Here is a 16,405-nt window from a genome sequence, read left to right on the forward strand (position 1 = left end):
TGGATCATATATAAGCGCATGTACACAATTCAGTTAGTTCTTGCGGGTAGTCTCTATCACAGTTCTTCCGGGTAATCAACGTCAAACGACTCTGTTCTGATGATCTTGTCTCGTACATCGTTTAGCATACCAATTTTGTTGTACAGATCCTCCTGATCACTGTCTGAGACTGGCATTGAATTTGCTCCAGTTCTACTGCCACCGTTGCTAACTGTTGCGACATGTTCTTGGCTGCCGATTTCGCGGATGATGGATTTGTATCGAAGAACCTTTGAATAAAACTTGACAGCTCCCTCCAGTTCGTTCCCACCGAGTATCCCACCAAGAAGACCGATTCGGGCTGCGGTGGTGCTGTACACGGTGGTAGGGATCGAGTCTTCGGCAGGTACATCGTCAGCAGACAGTTGGCGATTTGGAGGGGCTCTGATTCGATCCATATGTTCTGCACAAATCTTGATTCCGTCCATTTCCCCGACCTCTGTGATCAGTGCCCTGTGTAGTTTCTTCTTTTCCCATACTTGCCGTGCAGTGTACACAAGAATCGCAGAGAGGAAAGAAACACCAACGCCCACAAACAATGATAGCAATGTGCTTGACGACTGTGCTTCCTGTTGTAAGAGAGTGACTGCAAAGTGCTTGCCGAGTCCGGTCATGTGGTTTAGCTGATTATTCTCATGGTATATGAGATGATTGGTTCAGGAATCTATTAGTACTATAGTCGATTCCCTTAGCAGTAGTTGGTAGTACACCTTCTTTATTTAGAGTTGGTCGCGAAACTCGCGTTCAGTACAGGTGGAGTACTTAGTGTTCAGCCATAGTCTAATCTTTCCTCCTAAGCGGACTCGACAACACTCATTATCGAGGTCCTAACCTCTCCTACTGCTGGAGCAGCACGTTGTATCGTCTCAAATCGGCCAGTTCGACTTACTGCCAGCACGCCGCGCAGAGCGCGCCGCACAATTCCCCTGCCCTGTCGAGGCACGGATAGAGCAACCCGTCGGACTCCAGCGGAACTGTCTCTCGAGCCACGAACACCTCTCGACCACTCCCTGCCAACCACAACACCGAAGCACTCGCCGGCCCTCGAGCCACGCGTGCACTCGATCGGCGGTCACACGGTCCACGGCGTCGCAGTCGGTCCGGAAACCCGGTGTGCCCACTACGACACCGACCGCGACGTGGTCGCGTTCAAATTCGCCTGCTGCGAACGCTACTACCCGTGCTTTCGGTGCCATGAAGAAACGACCGACCACGAGGCCGTCCCGTGGCCTCGAGCCCGGTTCGACGAGCCCTCGGTCCTGTGTGGCTGCTGCGGGACTCCACTCACCGTCCCCGACTACCTCGCGGCCGAGTACGATTGCCCGGCCTGTGACGCCCCGTTCAATCCCGGCTGTGCGAACCACGCGGCCCTGTACTTCGAGACGACCGCGTCGGACGCGAGCGAGAGTCGCAACTGACAGTCATCGCACACCAGATCGCACGGCGGCGTTGCGATCAGTGTGTCAATCGTTTCAGGTGCTACTGTAACGTCGCCGCATCGAGCGACAGCGACGCCCTCGAGCGCCCCGGTCGTATCCGCCCCCGTCCCGTCGGTCGTGTCCAGCAAGGTATTTGAGCGTCGGGCGGCCGCTTTCGAGCATGGATTCGGCGCTTGGCCCTCCGGACGCGATGGCCGAGAAACGCGACGAGCTGACGCCCATGATGGCGCAGTATCACGATCTCTGTGCGCGCTACGACGACGCGATCGTACTCTTTCAGGTGGGCGACTTCTACGAGACGTTCTGCGGCGCGGCCGAGCGCACCGCACGCCTCCTCGAGATCGCGCTGACCAGCCGCGAGGACTCCACCGGCGAGTACCCGATGGCCGGCATTCCGATCGACAACGCCGAGTCGTACATCGAGGCGTTGCTCGAGGCCGGCTACCGCGTCGCCGTCGCGGACCAGGTCGAGGAGCCCGGCGAGACATCGGGCGTGGTCGAGCGCGCGGTCACGCGGGTGATCACGCCCGGGACGCTCACCGAGGACGAACTGCTAGCCGGCGACGACAACAACTTCGTCGCGGCGATCGCACGCGACGACGAGCGACTCGGTCTCGCCTTCCTCGACGTGTCGACGGGCGACTTCTACGCGACGAGCGCGACCGCGGCCGGGTCGATCGCCGACGAGGTGAGCCGATTCGCCCCTTCGGAGGCCGTCGTCGGCCCCGACGCAGCCGACGACCCCGTTCCCGACGACTGCATGGTGACGCCGTTCGACGCGCGCGCCTTCGATCGCGAGCGGGCCGGAGCAACGCTCTCCGCGTACTTCCGCAACCCCGACGCCCTGCTCGCCGGGGACGCCGAAATACGGGCCTGCGGCGCGCTGCTCGCGTACGCCGAGTACGTCCGCGGCGGCGAACACGAGGGCGAACGCGGTGACACCGACACGGAACGCATCGCGGCCGTCGTCGAGGGCGACGCGGACGCGCACCTCGAGTACATCACGCAACTCACCCGCTACGATCCTCGCGAGTACCTGCTGTTGGACGCCGTCGCCCTCCGCAGCCTCGAACTGTTCGAACCCCGGACCGTCCACGGACGGGACGACGCCACGCTCGTCGGCGTCCTCGACGAGACCGCGAGCGCGCTCGGCGGCCGTACGCTCAGGGACTGGCTCCGCCGGCCGCTGCTCGATCCCGCCCGGATCGAGGCGCGCCACGATGCGGTCGCCGAGTTGCAGTCCGCCGTCCAGCGGCGGGAACGACTCCACGACCGGCTGCGGGAGGTCTACGACCTCGAGCGGCTGATCGGCCGTATTTCGCGCGAGCGAGCCAACGCGCGGGACCTGTGCTCGCTGCGTGAGACGCTCGCGGTCGTGCCCGAGATCAGGGACCTCCTGGCCGACGCCGACTGTGAGCGCCTGCGGGACCTGCACGAGGCCCTCGACCCCCTCGTGGATGTCCGCGAGTTGATCGCGGACGCCATCGTCGACGAGCCACCGATCGAGATCACCGAGGGCGGGATCATCGCGACGGGGTACGACGACGACCTCGACGAGCTCCGCGGGACCGCTCGAGACGGTAAGCGGTGGATCGACGAGCTCGAGGAGCGCGAGCGCGAGCGGACGGGGATCGACTCGTTGAAGGTCGGCCACAATTCGGTCCACGGCTACTACATCGAGGTCACGAACCCGAACCTCGAGTCGGTGCCCGACAACTATCAGCGCCGGCAGACGCTGAAGAACTCCGAGCGATTCGTCACGCCGAAGCTGAAGGACCGCGAGGACGAGATCGTCGGTGCCCAGCAGCGCGCGGACGAACGCGAGTACGACCTGTTCTGTGAGGTTCGTCGCGAGGTCGCCGCCGAGGTCGAACGCGTCCAGGGGCTGGCCGACGCGATCGCGACGCTGGATGCGCTCGTCTCGCTTGCGACCGTCGCGGCCCGGTACGACTACTGTCGGCCCGAGATGCTCGAGCACGACGGGCGAGAGGGTCCCGTCATCGATATCGAAGGCGGCCGCCACCCGGTCGTCGAGCGCACGCAGGAGTCGTTCGTCCCCAACGACGCACACCTGACGAGCGACCGCAGGCTGGCCGTGATTACGGGTCCCAACATGTCGGGGAAGTCGACCTACATGCGCCAGGTCGCCCAGATCGTCCTGCTCGCGCAGGTCGGCAGTTTCGTCCCGGCTCACGCGGCCAGGCTGACGCCTGTTGAACGGATTTTCACGCGCGTGGGTGCCAGCGACGACATCGCAGGCGGGCGCTCGACGTTCATGGTCGAGATGGACGAACTCGCGACCATCCTGCGGGAGGCCGACGAGCGGTCGCTCGTCCTGTTGGACGAGGTGGGGCGGGGGACCTCCACCGCCGACGGGCTGGCCATCGCGCAGGCGATCACCGAACACCTCCACGACGAGGTCGGCGCGACGACGCTGTTTGCCACCCACCACCATCCGCTGACCGAACTCGCAGAGGCCCTCGCGGCCGCGTTCACGCTGCACTTCGAGGTCGATCAGGACGACGGCGAGGTCGTCTTCCATCACGAAATCGCGCCCGGCGCGGCGACGGGCTCCTACGGCGTCGAGGTCGCGACCGCGGCCGGCGTTCCCGACCCCGTCGTCGATCGCTCGCGGGAACTGGTCGCTGACGCGGCCGAGGAGGACTGCGAGACGGACGGTACCAGCGCTGTCGACTCGAGTGGCGATCCCGGCTCCGAACCGACGGAGAGCGCTACGGGAGCCACGACCGCGGACGGTGGGGACGTGCCGACCGCTGTCGCCGCCGAACTCCGGGCGCTCGATCTCGGCCATCTCACCCCCGTCGAAGCGCTCACCGAACTCGATCGGCTAAAGCGGTTGCTCGAGGAGTGACGACCGCTTACCCATCGTCGGCGATCGATTTCCGATAGAAGATCAGTTCGAAGGGGGCGTCGAAGTCGTCGAATCGCTCGCGATGCACCGCTTCGAAGCCGTCCGCGTCGTACAGACCCCGGGCCGCGGTTTGGGTCGGCCTCGTATCGAGGGCGATCGGGCGCGCTCCTCGAGGTCCCGATATATCTGCCGTCCGTAGCCGCGGCGCTGCACGTCGGGAGCAACGCGCAGTCGAGTCACCTCGACCGCCGCGTCGACGAGGTCGGGAACGAACGTCGCGATAGACGCCGATTCGTCGACCGGTCGAAACGCACCCATCGCGACGATCCGAGCAGCTAGCTCGCCGACCAGAAACTCACCGCCGGTCTCGAGAAACGTCTCCGTGACCGACTCGAGGTCGTCGTCCGGAACGCCCGGGACGTAGGCGTCGGCGTCGCGCATGGCCGTTTCGTGGAGTTCTCGAACGCGGGGGCCGTCGTCAGATCGATACCGACGGATCGTGAGTTCGGTCGTCACATCCAATCATCTGTCACTTCGGGTGAAAAAGCTTCGATTCCGTGGACTCGGTCGGGTTGCAGGGACGGTAGTGTTCAGATAAGCTGATTCCATACGAAGCTGAACGATCTGAGCCAGTCATCGGCAGTTTCTGCTTCGGCATTGCTAAAGCAGTTTGAGAAACAGAGAGTTCGTCGTTTTATCTCTCGAAAGACACGTTCAACAGCATTCCGATTTCCATGTTTCTCGTATCTGAAATCGAAGCCGTGACGTTGACATGCATCTTGTAATGAGTGCGATCCATCGACGAGAAACACGGCGTCGGAGACGTCGTGTTTCTCGGAGAGTTCCGTAAGAAACGAATGAGCGAGAACCTTTGTTGTTGTCGGTTCAAGCTTCGTATGGAGCAATTCGTTTGTCTCGGGATCAACTGCAGCGTACAGCCAATACTGCTCATTATTCAGTTGGATCACAGTCTCGTCAACCGCAACATGATCCGGACACCGATCAGATTCGGGCTGTAGATCGGCCTTGTGAACCCAATTGTGAACGGTTGATCGAGCGCGTTCGACACCGAATACCTCAAGAATAGATACAGTATTTGAAAGCGAGAGTCCAGCAAGATGCAGCTGAATACTGAGTTTCATCAGCAATCGCGGTGTCGCTTCTCGTTCAACAAACTCTAAGTTGATCTCTTCTAAACAACCATTGAGGCGGTCGTTTTCGGGCATAGATCACTCAGAAAACGAACCGCCTCATCCTTCATCCTTATCTGAACACCGCCTGCAGGGACCGGCACAACGCACAACCGCCTCGGCGAGAAGCTAGCGGTATGCCATACCGAACGACGATGGGGTGGTCCCTCATCACGTCGGGTCTCGTCACGCTGTTGCTCGCCTTCCTCCCGGGCGATTCGCTGTGGTGGGGCATCGGGCTGTTACTCCTCGGGATCGCGATATTCGTCGGTCGTCGGTAGCCGATCGAGAGCGCCACAGCAGCCAGTGACACCGCCGTTCCCGGCTCCGCGTGTAAGTTTCTTCTCTCTTGACGGTGACCGCTGAAACGGGCGCACACGGAGCGTGAGCAACATGGATGACTTCACACTCGAGAGCCCCGCATTCGACGACGGGGACCGAATCCCGGAGGCGTATGGCTACACGGAGACGAACGTCAACCCACCCCTCGAGATTCACGGCGTCCCCGACGACGCGGAGACCCTCGCGTTGATCGTGGACGATCCCGACGCGAAAGAGCCCGCCGGCACGGTGTGGGACCACTGGATCGTCTGGAACGTGCCGCCGGAGACGGGGACGATTCCGGAAGCGTGGGACCCCGACGACGCGACCGAGGGGACGAACGACTACGGCGATCACGGCTACGGTGGCCCGAATCCGCCGGACAGGGAACACACATACCGGTTCGAACTGCTCGCCCTGGATACGACGCTCGACCTCGACACGGACGCGAGCGCAGCCGACCTCGAGTCGGCGGCGGATGGGCACGTCCTCAAGCGGACGCGTCTCGAGGGGACGTACCCGGCAGCATAGTCAACGACTCCCGTCAGGGACAAACACGTACTACTAACGGAAATTCACCGATCGGACGAGACACGATGACCGAGGCCCTGACCCGTGCGCTCCTCGTCGGTGACAGTGCGCCCCTCGAGGTCGTCGGCCACGACTTCCCTGGGGACGAACCGCTCGCCGTCAGGACGGCCACGACGAGGGCCGCGGCGCTCGAGGTGCTCGCCTAGCGAACCCGCCGGGACGAGGACCGGACCGCCGCGGAGTTCCAGACGCGCGTCCTCGATTCGCTCACGGGGAAACACCGTCAGATACTCGAGACGGCCTACAGCGCCGGCTTTTTCGACTGCCCGCGGGAACAGAGCGGCGAAGACGTCGCCGAGACGGTGCGCATCTCGCCGGCCACGTTTTCCAAGCACCTCCGGACGGCCCAGCGAAAGGTCGCGGAGCCGTTGCTCGCCGAGGGGTCCGGCGCGGGCCGTTGATCCCCGCCGAAGCGAGGGCGGGCGGTCACTCGGTCGGCGGTTCGAGCGAGACGAACTCGAGGCCGTGTTCGGTCAGGAGCCGACTCGCACGGTCGGTTACCGAGGGAGCGACCAGTATCCCCCGAACGGCGGCGTCGGCGTGGAGATCGCGCTCGAGGGCGTCGACGTAGCGTCGGAGTTGGCTTACCGCGTCCGGCCCGACCCGTCGGCGCTTCAATTCGACCACGACCGCCCGGCCGGCCGCATCCTCGCCGTAGATGTCGACCGCACCCGCGGGCGTCTCGCGTTCGGTCGCCAGCGGCGTGAAACCGGCCTCGAGCACGGTTGGATCCTCGAGAATCCGCTGGCGGAGGTCCTCCTCGGTGCCGACGAGGGCGAGTTCGTTCTCGTCGGTGCCCGAGAACGCCGAAACCTGCAGCACCTCCCGAAACTGGACCCGGAGGCGCTCGTCCGGCGTCGATCGCACGCTCTCGAGGACGAGCGCGCCGTCCTCGCAGACGGCATCGTGTGTACAGCCCGGCGGCTGCCAGTTGACCGGCTGCTGCCCCTCGTCGGTGTGGACCAGCGCCGCCCCGTCGGGCTTGAGCATGACGTGCCGGTCGCCTGCCTCGAGGTGACTCGCGGCTCGACCCTCGTAGTCGACGGTGCAGCGCCCGTAGACGGTCACGATCGCCGCCCGGTCGATGCCGCGGGCGACGATGTCGCGAGCGGCCGCTGGCGTCGGCTCCTGAAGGGTTTCCGTTCGCGTGCCGTCCACTGAATCAGTCACTGGGCCGTGGTAGTTCGGGCGCGGATAAAAGGTGTCCGCTGTGGTGAGGAGTCCGTCCCGCGTCGGTTGCCGCCGACCGTGCGTGCGAGGTCCAACGCAGAAGGTATATCGGCCCTCGTCCCCGCATGTCAGAGACAATGTCGAATCTGCCGACCCGCCGGGGCTTCCTCGCGCTTACCGGTGCCGGTGCAACCGCATCGCTGGCCGGCTGTTCCCAGTTCGAATCGATCGGTCAGTCGGACGACGACGAGACCGCCGCGGTCACGCTCCAAGTCAGACCGGACGAGGAAACGATCTCGACGCTCGGCGACGAGATACAGTCCGACGTCGAGAGCGGCGATCTCGGTCGACAGGAGGCACAACTGGAGTACCAGAAGCGACAACGCGAGTTAGTCGAATCCGCTGCAACCGACTTTGAGGACTCGGCTCCGACAGCCATCACGATCGAAAACTCCGAGACCGCGTACGGGCTCTTCCTCGTCACCGGCTCCGACGAGGCGATCCTGCAGTCGCTGCGCGATGGGGCCGTCGGAGCGATCTATCCCGGCGAGCAGTACGATCCGCTCGTCCGACAGCAACAACAGCGAGCCCAACAACTCGAGCAACAGCAGGCACTGCTCGAGCAACAACGGCAAACGGGGGCGGACGGAGAGACGAACGAATCCGAGACCGCGACCGAGACGGCCGCCGGAAACGACTCGAGCGACGGGAACGAATCGACTGCGGGGAACGAGACGGACGGCTAGACGGAGACCGCCGTCTGTCGGCCCGCCCATCGGTGCCGCTCACCGCTCGATGGCGAAGGGACTCTCGCTGTCGGTCCAGTCCCAGCCGGGGAGTCGTTCCTGGAAGCCGGCCGCGAGGGCCGCCTCGCAGTCGTCGATGCCGGCGTTTTCGTCCGCACCGCCGTGGACCCGCACGTCGGCGTAATGGAAGGTCGCTTCGCCGAGCGTCCGCAGCGGCTGCGGGCCGGCGATCGTCGCGGCTAATTCGCGCCCGAGGAGTTCGTCGACGACGAATCCCGGATAATCCCCGTCGACATCGAGTTCCCTGAGGATCGCGATCAGCGCCGCGACGTTGACGGCCAGATCGCCGTCAGCGAAGACGGCGTCGACTGCCTCCCGATACTGTGACTCGGTGACCGCGTCGACATCGGCCCCGAAGGCGTCGCCGAGATCGGTTCGAACGTCGTTGATGAGGGCAACGACCGTCTCCGTTCGATTCACCACCCAGTCACGTTCCGCGCGGACTCGAGTCGGAGTAATGTACATACCGTACTGATACGTCCGACTCCCACGGCCCTGGTTTTTGCGAAGGCTTTTATACCACGCAAAGAATAGCCTCGAGTAAGCGGGTTCTCCCTGGAATTGTCCCGCACGGACCAGGATAACCGATCCGGGAGCGTGTTCGTCAGCTACGGAGTAGGATACGATGAATCGGGAGACGAGACGGAGTGTGAGCGACGTTGTCCCGCGCGGACGACGATGCTCGCGATCGGTTCCGGGACGGTGGCCGCTCCGCGGCGTTCGTCACGGAACCGGGAGTCGTTCTCCGGTCCCGATCCTCTCTCCCCGGCCCGATGCCGCGTTCGATCCCGGACGGCGAGTTCACGCAAGCCACATTCGGCGATTATGAGCACTGTAGAGCAGCAACTCGACGATCTCAAAGCACAGATCACGAGCGAGTTACCGAGCGATATCTCGGTCTCCTCGGTGAAATACGAAGGCCCCGAACTGGTGGTCTACACGCGCGACCCGAAGAAGTTCGCCCAGCAGGGCGACCTCATTCGGCAACTCGCGAGCAAACTTCGCAAGCGGATCACCGTCCGGCCCGACCCCAGCGTTCTCTCGCGGCCCGAACAGGCTCGCGAGGAGATCATGAACGTCATCCCCGAGGACGCGGGCGTCACCGACCTCGACTTCCACGCCGACACCGGCGAGGTCGTCATCGAGGCCGAAAAGCCCGGCATGGTCATCGGCCGCCACGGGTCGACGCTCCGCGAAATAACGAAGAACGTCGGCTGGACGCCCGAAGTCGTCCGCACGCCGCCGATCGAGTCCTCGACCGTCTCGAACGTTCGGAGCTTCCTCAAGCAGGAACGCGACGACCGTCGTGACATCCTCGAGAAAGTCGGCCGTCAGATCCACCGCGAGGAGATGTCCGACGACGAGTACGTTCGGATCACGACGCTCGGGTGCTGTCGCGAGGTCGGCCGCGCGTCGTTCATCCTCTCGACCCCCGAGACCCGGATCCTCATCGACTGCGGCGACAAACCCGGTGCCGAGGACGAGGTGCCCTACCTCCACGCACCCGAGGCGCTCGGCGCGGGCCCACAGACCATCGACGCGGTCGTGTTGACCCACGCCCACCTCGACCACTCCGCGCTGATCCCGCTCCTGTTCAAGTACGGCTACGACGGGCCGATTTACTGTACTGAGCCCACGCGAGACATGATGGGGCTGCTGACGCTCGACTACCTCGACGTCGCGGCCAAAGAGGGCCGGAGCCCACCCTACGAAAGCGAGCAGGTCCGCGAAGCGATCAAACACTGTATCCCGCTCGAGTACGGCGATGTCACCGACATCGCGCCCGACGTCAAACTCACGTTCCACAACGCCGGCCACATCCTCGGCTCGGCCGTTTCGCACTTCCACATCGGCGATGGGCTTTACAACGTCGCCTTCTCCGGCGACATCCACTACGAGGATACCCGGCTGTTCAACGGCGCGGTCAACGACTTCCCGCGGGTCGAGACGCTCGTCCTCGAGTCGACCTACGGCGGTCGCAACGACTACCAGACCGACCAGAAAGACTCCGAGCGGAACCTCAAGGAAGTCATCAAAGAGACCTACGAGCGGGACGGAAAAGTCGTCATCCCGGCGTTCGCGGTCGGTCGCTCGCAGGAGATCATGCTCGTTCTGGAGGAGGCGATGCGCAACGGCGATATCCCCTCGATGCCGGTCCACTTGGACGGCATGATCTGGGAGGCGACGGCGATCCACACGACTTACCCCGAGTACCTCCGGGACGACCTGCGGGATCGCATCTTCCACGAGGACGAGAACCCGTTCCTCGCCGACGAGTTCAATCACATCGACGGCGGCGAAGAGGAACGGCAGGACGTCGCCGACGGCGAATCCTGCATCATCCTCTCGACGTCGGGGATGGTCACCGGCGGGCCGATCATGTCCTGGCTCTCCCACATCGGTCCCGATCCGGACTCCTCGCTCGTCTTCGTCGGCTACCAGGCCCAGGGGACCCTCGGTCGCCGCATTCAGAACGGCTGGGACGAGATCCCCACCAGCGAGGTCGGTGCCATGGGCAACGGCGGCGGCCGCGGCACCCTCTCGCTGAACATGAACGTCGAAACCGTCGACGGCTTCTCCGGCCACGCCGACCGCGCCGGCCTCGAGAACTTCGTCAAGACGATGAACCCGCGCCCCGAGAAGGTGCTGTGCGTCCACGGCGACGAGCGCTCCACGCAGGACCTCTCGTCGGCGCTCTACCACGAGTACGACATGCGCACCTTCGCGCCGAAGAACCTCGAGACCTTCCGCTTCTTGTAAGGACGCGGGACGATCGCTGCCACACGATCGTCCGCGGCGTCGCTTCGGGTCCTGGCATCGATCGCCCGTTTCAGTGTCGCCAGGATTGCACTGGTGCGGCGCGCACACCTCAGACCGAGTAGAGCGGTGTAACCGAGCCGTGACGGCTATCGAGCGACAAAGAGCGGTTCGCGATGGCCGATCAGGAGAGCTGTTTCGAGAGCCACTCGATGTTCGTCGCGATCGTCGCGATCACGATGCCGACCACCGAGATGAGGATGAGAAACGTCGATACGACGCTGACCATCGGATCGAGCGACTGTCGCAGCGCTTTCCAGGCCACGACCGGGATCGTTTGCGTGCTGTGATTCGAGAGGAACAGGGCCATCACGAACTCCTGAAGGCTGACGATGAACGCGAGCAGTGCGCCGACGAAGATTCCGTGTTTGACGTTCGGGAGGACGGCGTAGACGAACGACTGAATGGGGCCCGCACCGAGGTCGCGCGCCGCATCGAGCAGTTGCCAGTCGAACCGACTGAACACCGACCGCATCACGAAGTAGACGAGCGGCGTCGCCCACAGCGTATGTGCGAGGATGAGGCTCAGATACGAGGCGTCCATCCCGACCCTGACGAAGTAGACGCGCATCGAGATGCCGAGGATGATCGGCGGGATCAACAGCGGTACGAGGACGAGCGGCGCGAGTAGCTGTCCGGCACGGCCGTCGTCGAGCTCGTGCCCGAAGGCGGCCGTGACGCCCAGCGTCGTCGCGACGACCGTCGTCCCGACCCCGACGAGGAGGCTGTTGTCGAACGCCGAGAGCCAGCGTGTCTCCGCGAAGAACGCGCGATAGTGACCCAGCGAGTAGGTCTCGGGCGGGAAGAGCAACTGTCCCGATTCTTCGAATGAGGTCACGACGACCACGACGAGCGGCAACAGCATGAACGCCAGCATCGCCAGGTACCCCGCGCGGAACAGGGCGTTCTCGATAGCCTCTCTATGCATACTCGACCTCACCCCCGAAGCGGCCGAGCACGACGGTCAGAACGGCGACGCTCGCGAGCATCAGCACCAGCATGACGACCGAGTACGCAGTCGCGATCTCCCAGTCGAGGTTCGATAGCAACCGCTGCTCGACTTCGATGGCGAACGCCAGGTCCCGACTGCCGAGAAGCCCCGGTGCAGCGTACGCGCCGACGCTCCAGGCGAACGAGATCACCGTCGCGACGAGAATGCCGGGCATCGCTTGCGGGACGACGACCTCGACGAACGATCGCGGACGGCTCGCGCCGAGGTCGCGGGCGGCTTCGACGAGCCCCCAATCCATCGTCGAGAGGACGCTGTAGATCGCCAGCACGGCGTAGGGGAGGACGATGTATATCTGGCCGACGAGTACGCCCACCGTCCCGGGCGCGAACTGGATCGGCTCCGAGACGAGATTCAACGTCAGGAGGACGTCATTGAGCGTTCCGTTCGGTGAGAGGAGCGGCCGGAACGCGTACGTCTTGATAACGAGCGTCGTCAGGAGCGGCAGGACCACCGAGAACAGCAGCGCCGATTTGAGCGCCCCCTCGGCTCGCCAGATCGCGTAGGCGTAGAACAACGCGATTACGACCGTGATCGCCGTGGCAGCCAGCCCCAGTTTGAACGAATAGATGATGGGGTCGAGCAACACGCTGTTAGTGAACACCTCAACGTACCCATCAAGCGACCACGTCCCGGCCGCGTACCGGAGATCAGGCGCTCCTTCCATGAGACTGATCCGAAGCAGGATCAGGAACGGGGCGACGAAGAGGAGCAACTCAAAGACCAACAACGGAGCCATCAACAACAGCGCCCGTTTCGAGCGCGACCGCTCAAGGAGCGGTTCCCAGAGCCGAGCGACCGGTGCCGGCAGCGACGATTGCGTTCCGGTCATCGTTACAGGTCGACCCTCGAGCCGTCGTCGCGGAACGCAAGGAGGTCCGCGCCGTCCCAGTCGATTCGAATCTCGTCACCGGCGTCGAACGCGCTGCCGTCGCCGACGGTGCGCTCGACGAAGACCGTGGTCCCGTTGACGACGACGGAGTAGCGAACCGTCGACCCCCGGTAGAGCACGTTCTCGATCGTCCCGACGACGGCGTTCGTCGTGCTCCCGTCGGCGCGAACGGCCCCGGACGACTCCGCGTCGTCGGACGCCGCCGACACCGGTTCGACGGAGAGGACCTCCGGACGGAGCGAGAGCGTCACCGCATCGCCCGCCTCGAGCGCGGTCGCATCGGCGGCCGCCGTCGGGAGGCCGACGGTCCGTCCCAGTTCGGTCTCGACGCGGACGGCGTCCGGTGTCGTCCGCTCGACGGTCCCCTCGACGAAGTTCGTATCGCCGAGGAACCCCTCGATAAATCTGTTTTTGGGGTTCTGGTAGACCTCGTTCGGCTCGCCGACCTGGACGAGGGTCCCGTCCGCCATGATGCCGATCCGGTCGGCGAGGGTAAAGGCCTCGTCCTGGTCGTGTGTCACGTGGACGAAGGTCTCCTCGAGTTCCGCGTGGATTTCGCGGAGTTCGATCTGCATGTCCTCGCTGAGTCGCTTGTCGAGGTTCGACAGCGGCTCGTCGAGTAACAACACGTCGGGGTTGACGGCGAGCGAGCGCGCGAGCGCGACACGCTGTTTCTGGCCGCCGCTCAGGTTCATCGGATCGTCGTCGGCGTACTCCGCCATTCGAACGCGCTCGAGCATCTCGCGGGCCCGGTCGTGGCGGTCCTCCTTCCCGACACCCTGCATCTTCAGCCCGAAGGCGACGTTCTCGAGGACGGTCTTGTTGGGAAAGAGGGCCCAGTCCTGAAACACCGTGGCGGTGGTGCGTTCGTAGGCCGGGCGATCGGTCACGTCCTCGTCGCCGATGCGTATGTCGCCGTCGGTCGGCGTCTCGAGGCCGGCGAGCATCCGCAGCGTCGTGGATTTGCCGCTGCCGCTGGGCCCGAGCAGACAGAGCAGTTCGCCATCATCGATCGTCACCGAGACGTCCTCGACGGCGAGTTCGTCCCCGTACCGCTTCTCGAGTCCGGAAAGCGTGATTTCAGACATAACTGTGGTTCGCGAGCTTAGGAACTCCGCTGTATCTCGGTGAACTCGTCGGAGAGGTCGTCGCTGTACTCCGCGAGGAACTCCCAGTCCGGGAAGGCGATGCGTTTCGCTTCCTCGCTGTTGCTCGGTAGATCCGCGGCCAGATCGCCAGCGTATTCGGTGTTCTCGTTGCAAAACAGCGTCGGCATCTCCGCCGACCAGGCGGTCTGGACCTCGGCGTCCATGAGGAAGTTGATGAACTCTTCAGCCTGGTCGCGCTTGTCGGTGCCCTTGACGACACACCAGTGGTTCAGGTAGCCGGTCGTCTCCTCCGGCATCGTGTGAGTCAGGCCGTCGTAGTCTTCGATGTCGTACGCCGTCTGCTCGTAATACCACTGCGCGACATCGATGACATCGTTTTGGAAGGCCTGCCAGATGTCCTCTCCGGAGCTCGCCCAGCTCTCGATCGGCCAGTTCCGAACCGTCTCGAGGACGTCGTCATGGCGAGCAGCATCGTGCATCTCCTCGCCGAGCGGCGCGTCGTCCATCCCGACGGCGGCGGCGTACATGGGATACCACCAGAAGCCGGTGTCGACGCCGACACCGTTGCTCTCCTGAACGGCAGCCGAGGAGAGGTCGGCCCAGGAGTCCGGCTCGAACCCCATGTCCTCGCGGTGAATAATGGTACAGGGAGCGCCATCGACCGGCAGCCCGTACTTCGTAGGCCGGAACTCCGCGTAGTAATCGATGAGTTCGTTCACGTTCGGGACGTTCTCCGTTCGAATCTCGTGGAAGAGATCGTCCTGACGGCCGAGATAGTAGAAGTTCCCTTCCGTGATCGTGACGTCGTACGGCGGATCGCCGTCCGGTGCCGTCTGAATGTTGGTGAGGATATCGTTCCAGCCGCGCTGGATTTCGACCGTCGCGTCGAACTCGTCTTCGTATCTCGAGACGACCGATTCCTCGAATCGATCGGCGTAGTTGCCGCTCCAGACGCTGACGCGGAGCGGATCGCCGCCGCTGGAGAGCAGTTCCGTACAGCCGGCGAGAGCGGTCGCCGATCCGGCCGCCGTCGCCGACAACACCCGTCGGCGCGAGGTCGCGGGCCGCGCCCGCTCGTTTTCCGACGGTGACTCCGACTCGCACTCGCTCGTCTCTGCAACCCGATCTGGGCCTGCAGGCATTGGTACCCCGGGTCTACCCCGATTCCGACATATAACCGTTGTGAAGTCACGAAGACGTGTTACGGACGCTCACAACGGCTCGAACCCACCGGCCGAAGCGGGAGCCGTCGATCCGAAGACCGGGGACCGATGTGGGACGAAACGACATGTCGCAGTCGTATCTGCGGGGTCGGCCCCGTCCGCAACTCGAGTGGACGACTCGGACGCCCACCCGCCGATTCGGCCGGGGTGGGCTACGAACGAGTGGTCGGCTCCCGGTGGGCCGCGTCCCACTGCTCTTCGTGGACGAGCTGCTCCACCTCGAGCCGGTCGCGCCACCCTTCCTGTTGGAGGACCGGCTCCTCCGGAAATCCGTCCTCCGGGTATCCGAGACAGAGGTACGCGATCGGCTTGACGTGCAGTGGGATGTCGAGGATTTCCTGAACCTCGGAGGGGTAGAGGACGCTCACCCACCCGACGCCGACGCCTTCCGCGCGGGCGGCCAGCCAGAGGTTCTGGACGGCGAGGCACGTCGAGTACACATCCGTGCGCTTCATCGAACTGCGGCCCAACACGTGGGGCGCGCCCCGCGTCGGATCACAGGTCACGCAGACGTTGACCGGCGACTCGCGGATGCCCTCGAGTTTCAGATCGGCGAACTCGGATCGGCGCGGTTCCTCGTACCCCTCGCGGGCAGCGGCGATCGCGCGCTCTGCGATCGCAGCGATGTCGTTTTTCGTCCCCTCGTCTTTGACGACGACGAGGTCCCAGGGCTGTGAGAAGCCAACGCTCGGCGCGTGATGTGCCGCCTCGATGAGCCGCTCGAGAACCTCGTCGGGAATCGGCTCGTCCCGAAACCGCCGGATGTCCCGACGGGCGTAGATCGCTTTGTAGACCGCCTCCCGTTCGGCGGGCGTGAATGCAACCATTATTGTAATCGCTAAAGCGCGCTTGTATGAAGGCGACGATCGTTCGCGGACCGGTCCCGCCCAGCCGGGGGCGTCACGACGGCGTCGCCGGTCTCGGGAT

The 16,405-nt window shown here is 64.0% G+C and carries 17 protein-coding genes and 1 pseudogene; 8 read left to right on the forward strand and 10 right to left on the reverse strand.

Annotated elements, in window-relative coordinates; all coding sequences use genetic code 11:
- Window positions 1–56 precede the first annotated feature (56 nt).
- A complete protein-coding gene (locus FGF80_RS02930) occupies window positions 57–653 on the reverse strand; it encodes a hypothetical protein (RefSeq protein ID WP_138652131.1) in 597 nt (198 codons plus the stop codon).
- A 441-nt stretch (window positions 654–1,094) separates the two neighbouring features.
- Between FGF80_RS02930 and FGF80_RS02935 the strand changes: the two genes are divergently transcribed.
- Together FGF80_RS02935 and mutS are read left to right on the forward strand one after the other, a co-directional pair.
- Window positions 1,095–1,457, forward strand: coding sequence for a CHY zinc finger protein (locus FGF80_RS02935; RefSeq protein WP_006184735.1), 363 nt, complete (start codon window positions 1,095–1,097; stop codon window positions 1,455–1,457).
- A 181-nt stretch (window positions 1,458–1,638) separates the two neighbouring features.
- Window positions 1,639–4,350: a DNA mismatch repair protein MutS gene (mutS, locus tag FGF80_RS02940; RefSeq protein ID WP_138652133.1), complete on the forward strand. Its 2,712-nt coding sequence runs from the start codon at window positions 1,639–1,641 to the stop codon at window positions 4,348–4,350.
- Window positions 4,351–4,392: 42 nt separating this feature from the next.
- Here the strand turns inward: mutS and FGF80_RS02945 are convergent, their stop codons facing one another.
- Both FGF80_RS02945 and FGF80_RS02950 read right to left on the reverse strand, forming a co-directional pair.
- Window positions 4,393–4,866 (reverse strand): GNAT family N-acetyltransferase, encoded by a 474-nt coding sequence (locus tag FGF80_RS02945; protein WP_331250843.1) that lies wholly within the window; start codon window positions 4,864–4,866, stop codon window positions 4,393–4,395.
- Between the two features lie 74 nt (window positions 4,867–4,940).
- On the reverse strand, window positions 4,941–5,576 hold the full coding sequence (locus tag FGF80_RS02950) for an IS6 family transposase (protein ID WP_138651856.1): 636 nt from the start codon (window positions 5,574–5,576) through the stop codon (window positions 4,941–4,943).
- A 101-nt stretch (window positions 5,577–5,677) separates the two neighbouring features.
- Here FGF80_RS02950 and FGF80_RS18990 point away from each other — a divergent pair, with 101 nt between their 5' ends.
- From FGF80_RS18990 to FGF80_RS02960, 4 genes and pseudogenes are all read left to right on the forward strand, one after another.
- Window positions 5,678–5,821 carry a hypothetical protein gene (locus tag FGF80_RS18990; RefSeq protein WP_175416969.1) on the forward strand — a complete coding sequence of 48 codons (144 nt, stop codon included), beginning with the start codon at window positions 5,678–5,680 and terminating at the stop codon, window positions 5,819–5,821.
- Window positions 5,822–5,933: 112 nt separating this feature from the next.
- Window positions 5,934–6,392, forward strand: coding sequence for a YbhB/YbcL family Raf kinase inhibitor-like protein (locus tag FGF80_RS02955; protein WP_138652135.1), 459 nt, complete (start codon window positions 5,934–5,936; stop codon window positions 6,390–6,392).
- 65 nt (window positions 6,393–6,457) lie between these two features.
- Window positions 6,458–6,598 (forward strand): hypothetical protein, encoded by a 141-nt coding sequence (locus FGF80_RS18995; protein ID WP_175416970.1) that lies wholly within the window; start codon window positions 6,458–6,460, stop codon window positions 6,596–6,598.
- A 72-nt stretch (window positions 6,599–6,670) separates the two neighbouring features.
- Window positions 6,671–6,853 (forward strand): annotated as a pseudogene (locus FGF80_RS02960) (helix-turn-helix domain-containing protein); the annotation flags it as partial.
- A gap of 25 nt (window positions 6,854–6,878) precedes the next feature.
- Here the strand turns inward: FGF80_RS02960 and nucS are convergent.
- On the reverse strand, window positions 6,879–7,622 hold the full coding sequence (gene nucS, locus FGF80_RS02965; RefSeq protein WP_138652137.1) for an endonuclease NucS: 744 nt from the start codon (window positions 7,620–7,622) through the stop codon (window positions 6,879–6,881).
- Between the two features lie 137 nt (window positions 7,623–7,759).
- On the opposite strand from nucS, the gene FGF80_RS02970 reads away from it, so the two are divergent.
- The gene (locus FGF80_RS02970) at window positions 7,760–8,368 is read left to right on the forward strand and encodes a hypothetical protein (protein WP_138652139.1); all 609 of its coding nucleotides are present in this window, start codon (window positions 7,760–7,762) and stop codon (window positions 8,366–8,368) included.
- 39 nt (window positions 8,369–8,407) lie between these two features.
- Here FGF80_RS02970 and FGF80_RS02975 read toward each other — a convergent pair whose 3' ends face one another.
- Window positions 8,408–8,893 carry a hypothetical protein gene (locus tag FGF80_RS02975; RefSeq protein WP_006184727.1) on the reverse strand — a complete coding sequence of 162 codons (486 nt, stop codon included), beginning with the start codon at window positions 8,891–8,893 and terminating at the stop codon, window positions 8,408–8,410.
- A 360-nt stretch (window positions 8,894–9,253) separates the two neighbouring features.
- Here FGF80_RS02975 and FGF80_RS02980 point away from each other — a divergent pair, with 360 nt between their 5' ends.
- Window positions 9,254–11,188, forward strand: a complete 1,935-nt coding sequence (locus FGF80_RS02980) for a beta-CASP ribonuclease aCPSF1 (protein WP_006184726.1) — start codon at window positions 9,254–9,256, stop codon at window positions 11,186–11,188.
- Between the two features lie 181 nt (window positions 11,189–11,369).
- Here the strand turns inward: FGF80_RS02980 and FGF80_RS02985 are convergent, their stop codons facing one another.
- From FGF80_RS02985 to bluB, 5 genes are all read right to left on the reverse strand, one after another.
- Window positions 11,370–12,173 (reverse strand): ABC transporter permease, encoded by an 804-nt coding sequence (locus FGF80_RS02985; RefSeq protein ID WP_138652141.1) that lies wholly within the window; start codon window positions 12,171–12,173, stop codon window positions 11,370–11,372.
- Window positions 12,166–13,086, reverse strand: coding sequence for an ABC transporter permease (locus FGF80_RS02990; protein ID WP_138652143.1), 921 nt, complete (start codon window positions 13,084–13,086; stop codon window positions 12,166–12,168). Before FGF80_RS02990 ends, FGF80_RS02985 begins: the two co-directional genes overlap by 8 nt.
- Window positions 13,087–13,088: 2 nt before the next feature.
- Window positions 13,089–14,234 carry an ABC transporter ATP-binding protein gene (locus tag FGF80_RS02995; protein WP_138652145.1) on the reverse strand — a complete coding sequence of 382 codons (1,146 nt, stop codon included), beginning with the start codon at window positions 14,232–14,234 and terminating at the stop codon, window positions 13,089–13,091.
- A 17-nt stretch (window positions 14,235–14,251) separates the two neighbouring features.
- On the reverse strand, window positions 14,252–15,397 hold the full coding sequence (locus FGF80_RS03000; RefSeq protein ID WP_138652147.1) for an ABC transporter substrate-binding protein: 1,146 nt from the start codon (window positions 15,395–15,397) through the stop codon (window positions 14,252–14,254).
- A gap of 233 nt (window positions 15,398–15,630) precedes the next feature.
- A complete protein-coding gene (gene bluB, locus FGF80_RS03005) occupies window positions 15,631–16,305 on the reverse strand; it encodes a 5,6-dimethylbenzimidazole synthase (RefSeq protein ID WP_006184721.1) in 675 nt (224 codons plus the stop codon).
- Window positions 16,306–16,405 lie beyond the last annotated feature (100 nt).

It is taken from the genome of Natrinema pallidum (assembly GCF_005890195.1).
In the GTDB taxonomy this organism is placed as follows: Archaea; Halobacteriota; Halobacteria; order Halobacteriales; family Natrialbaceae; genus Natrinema; species Natrinema pallidum.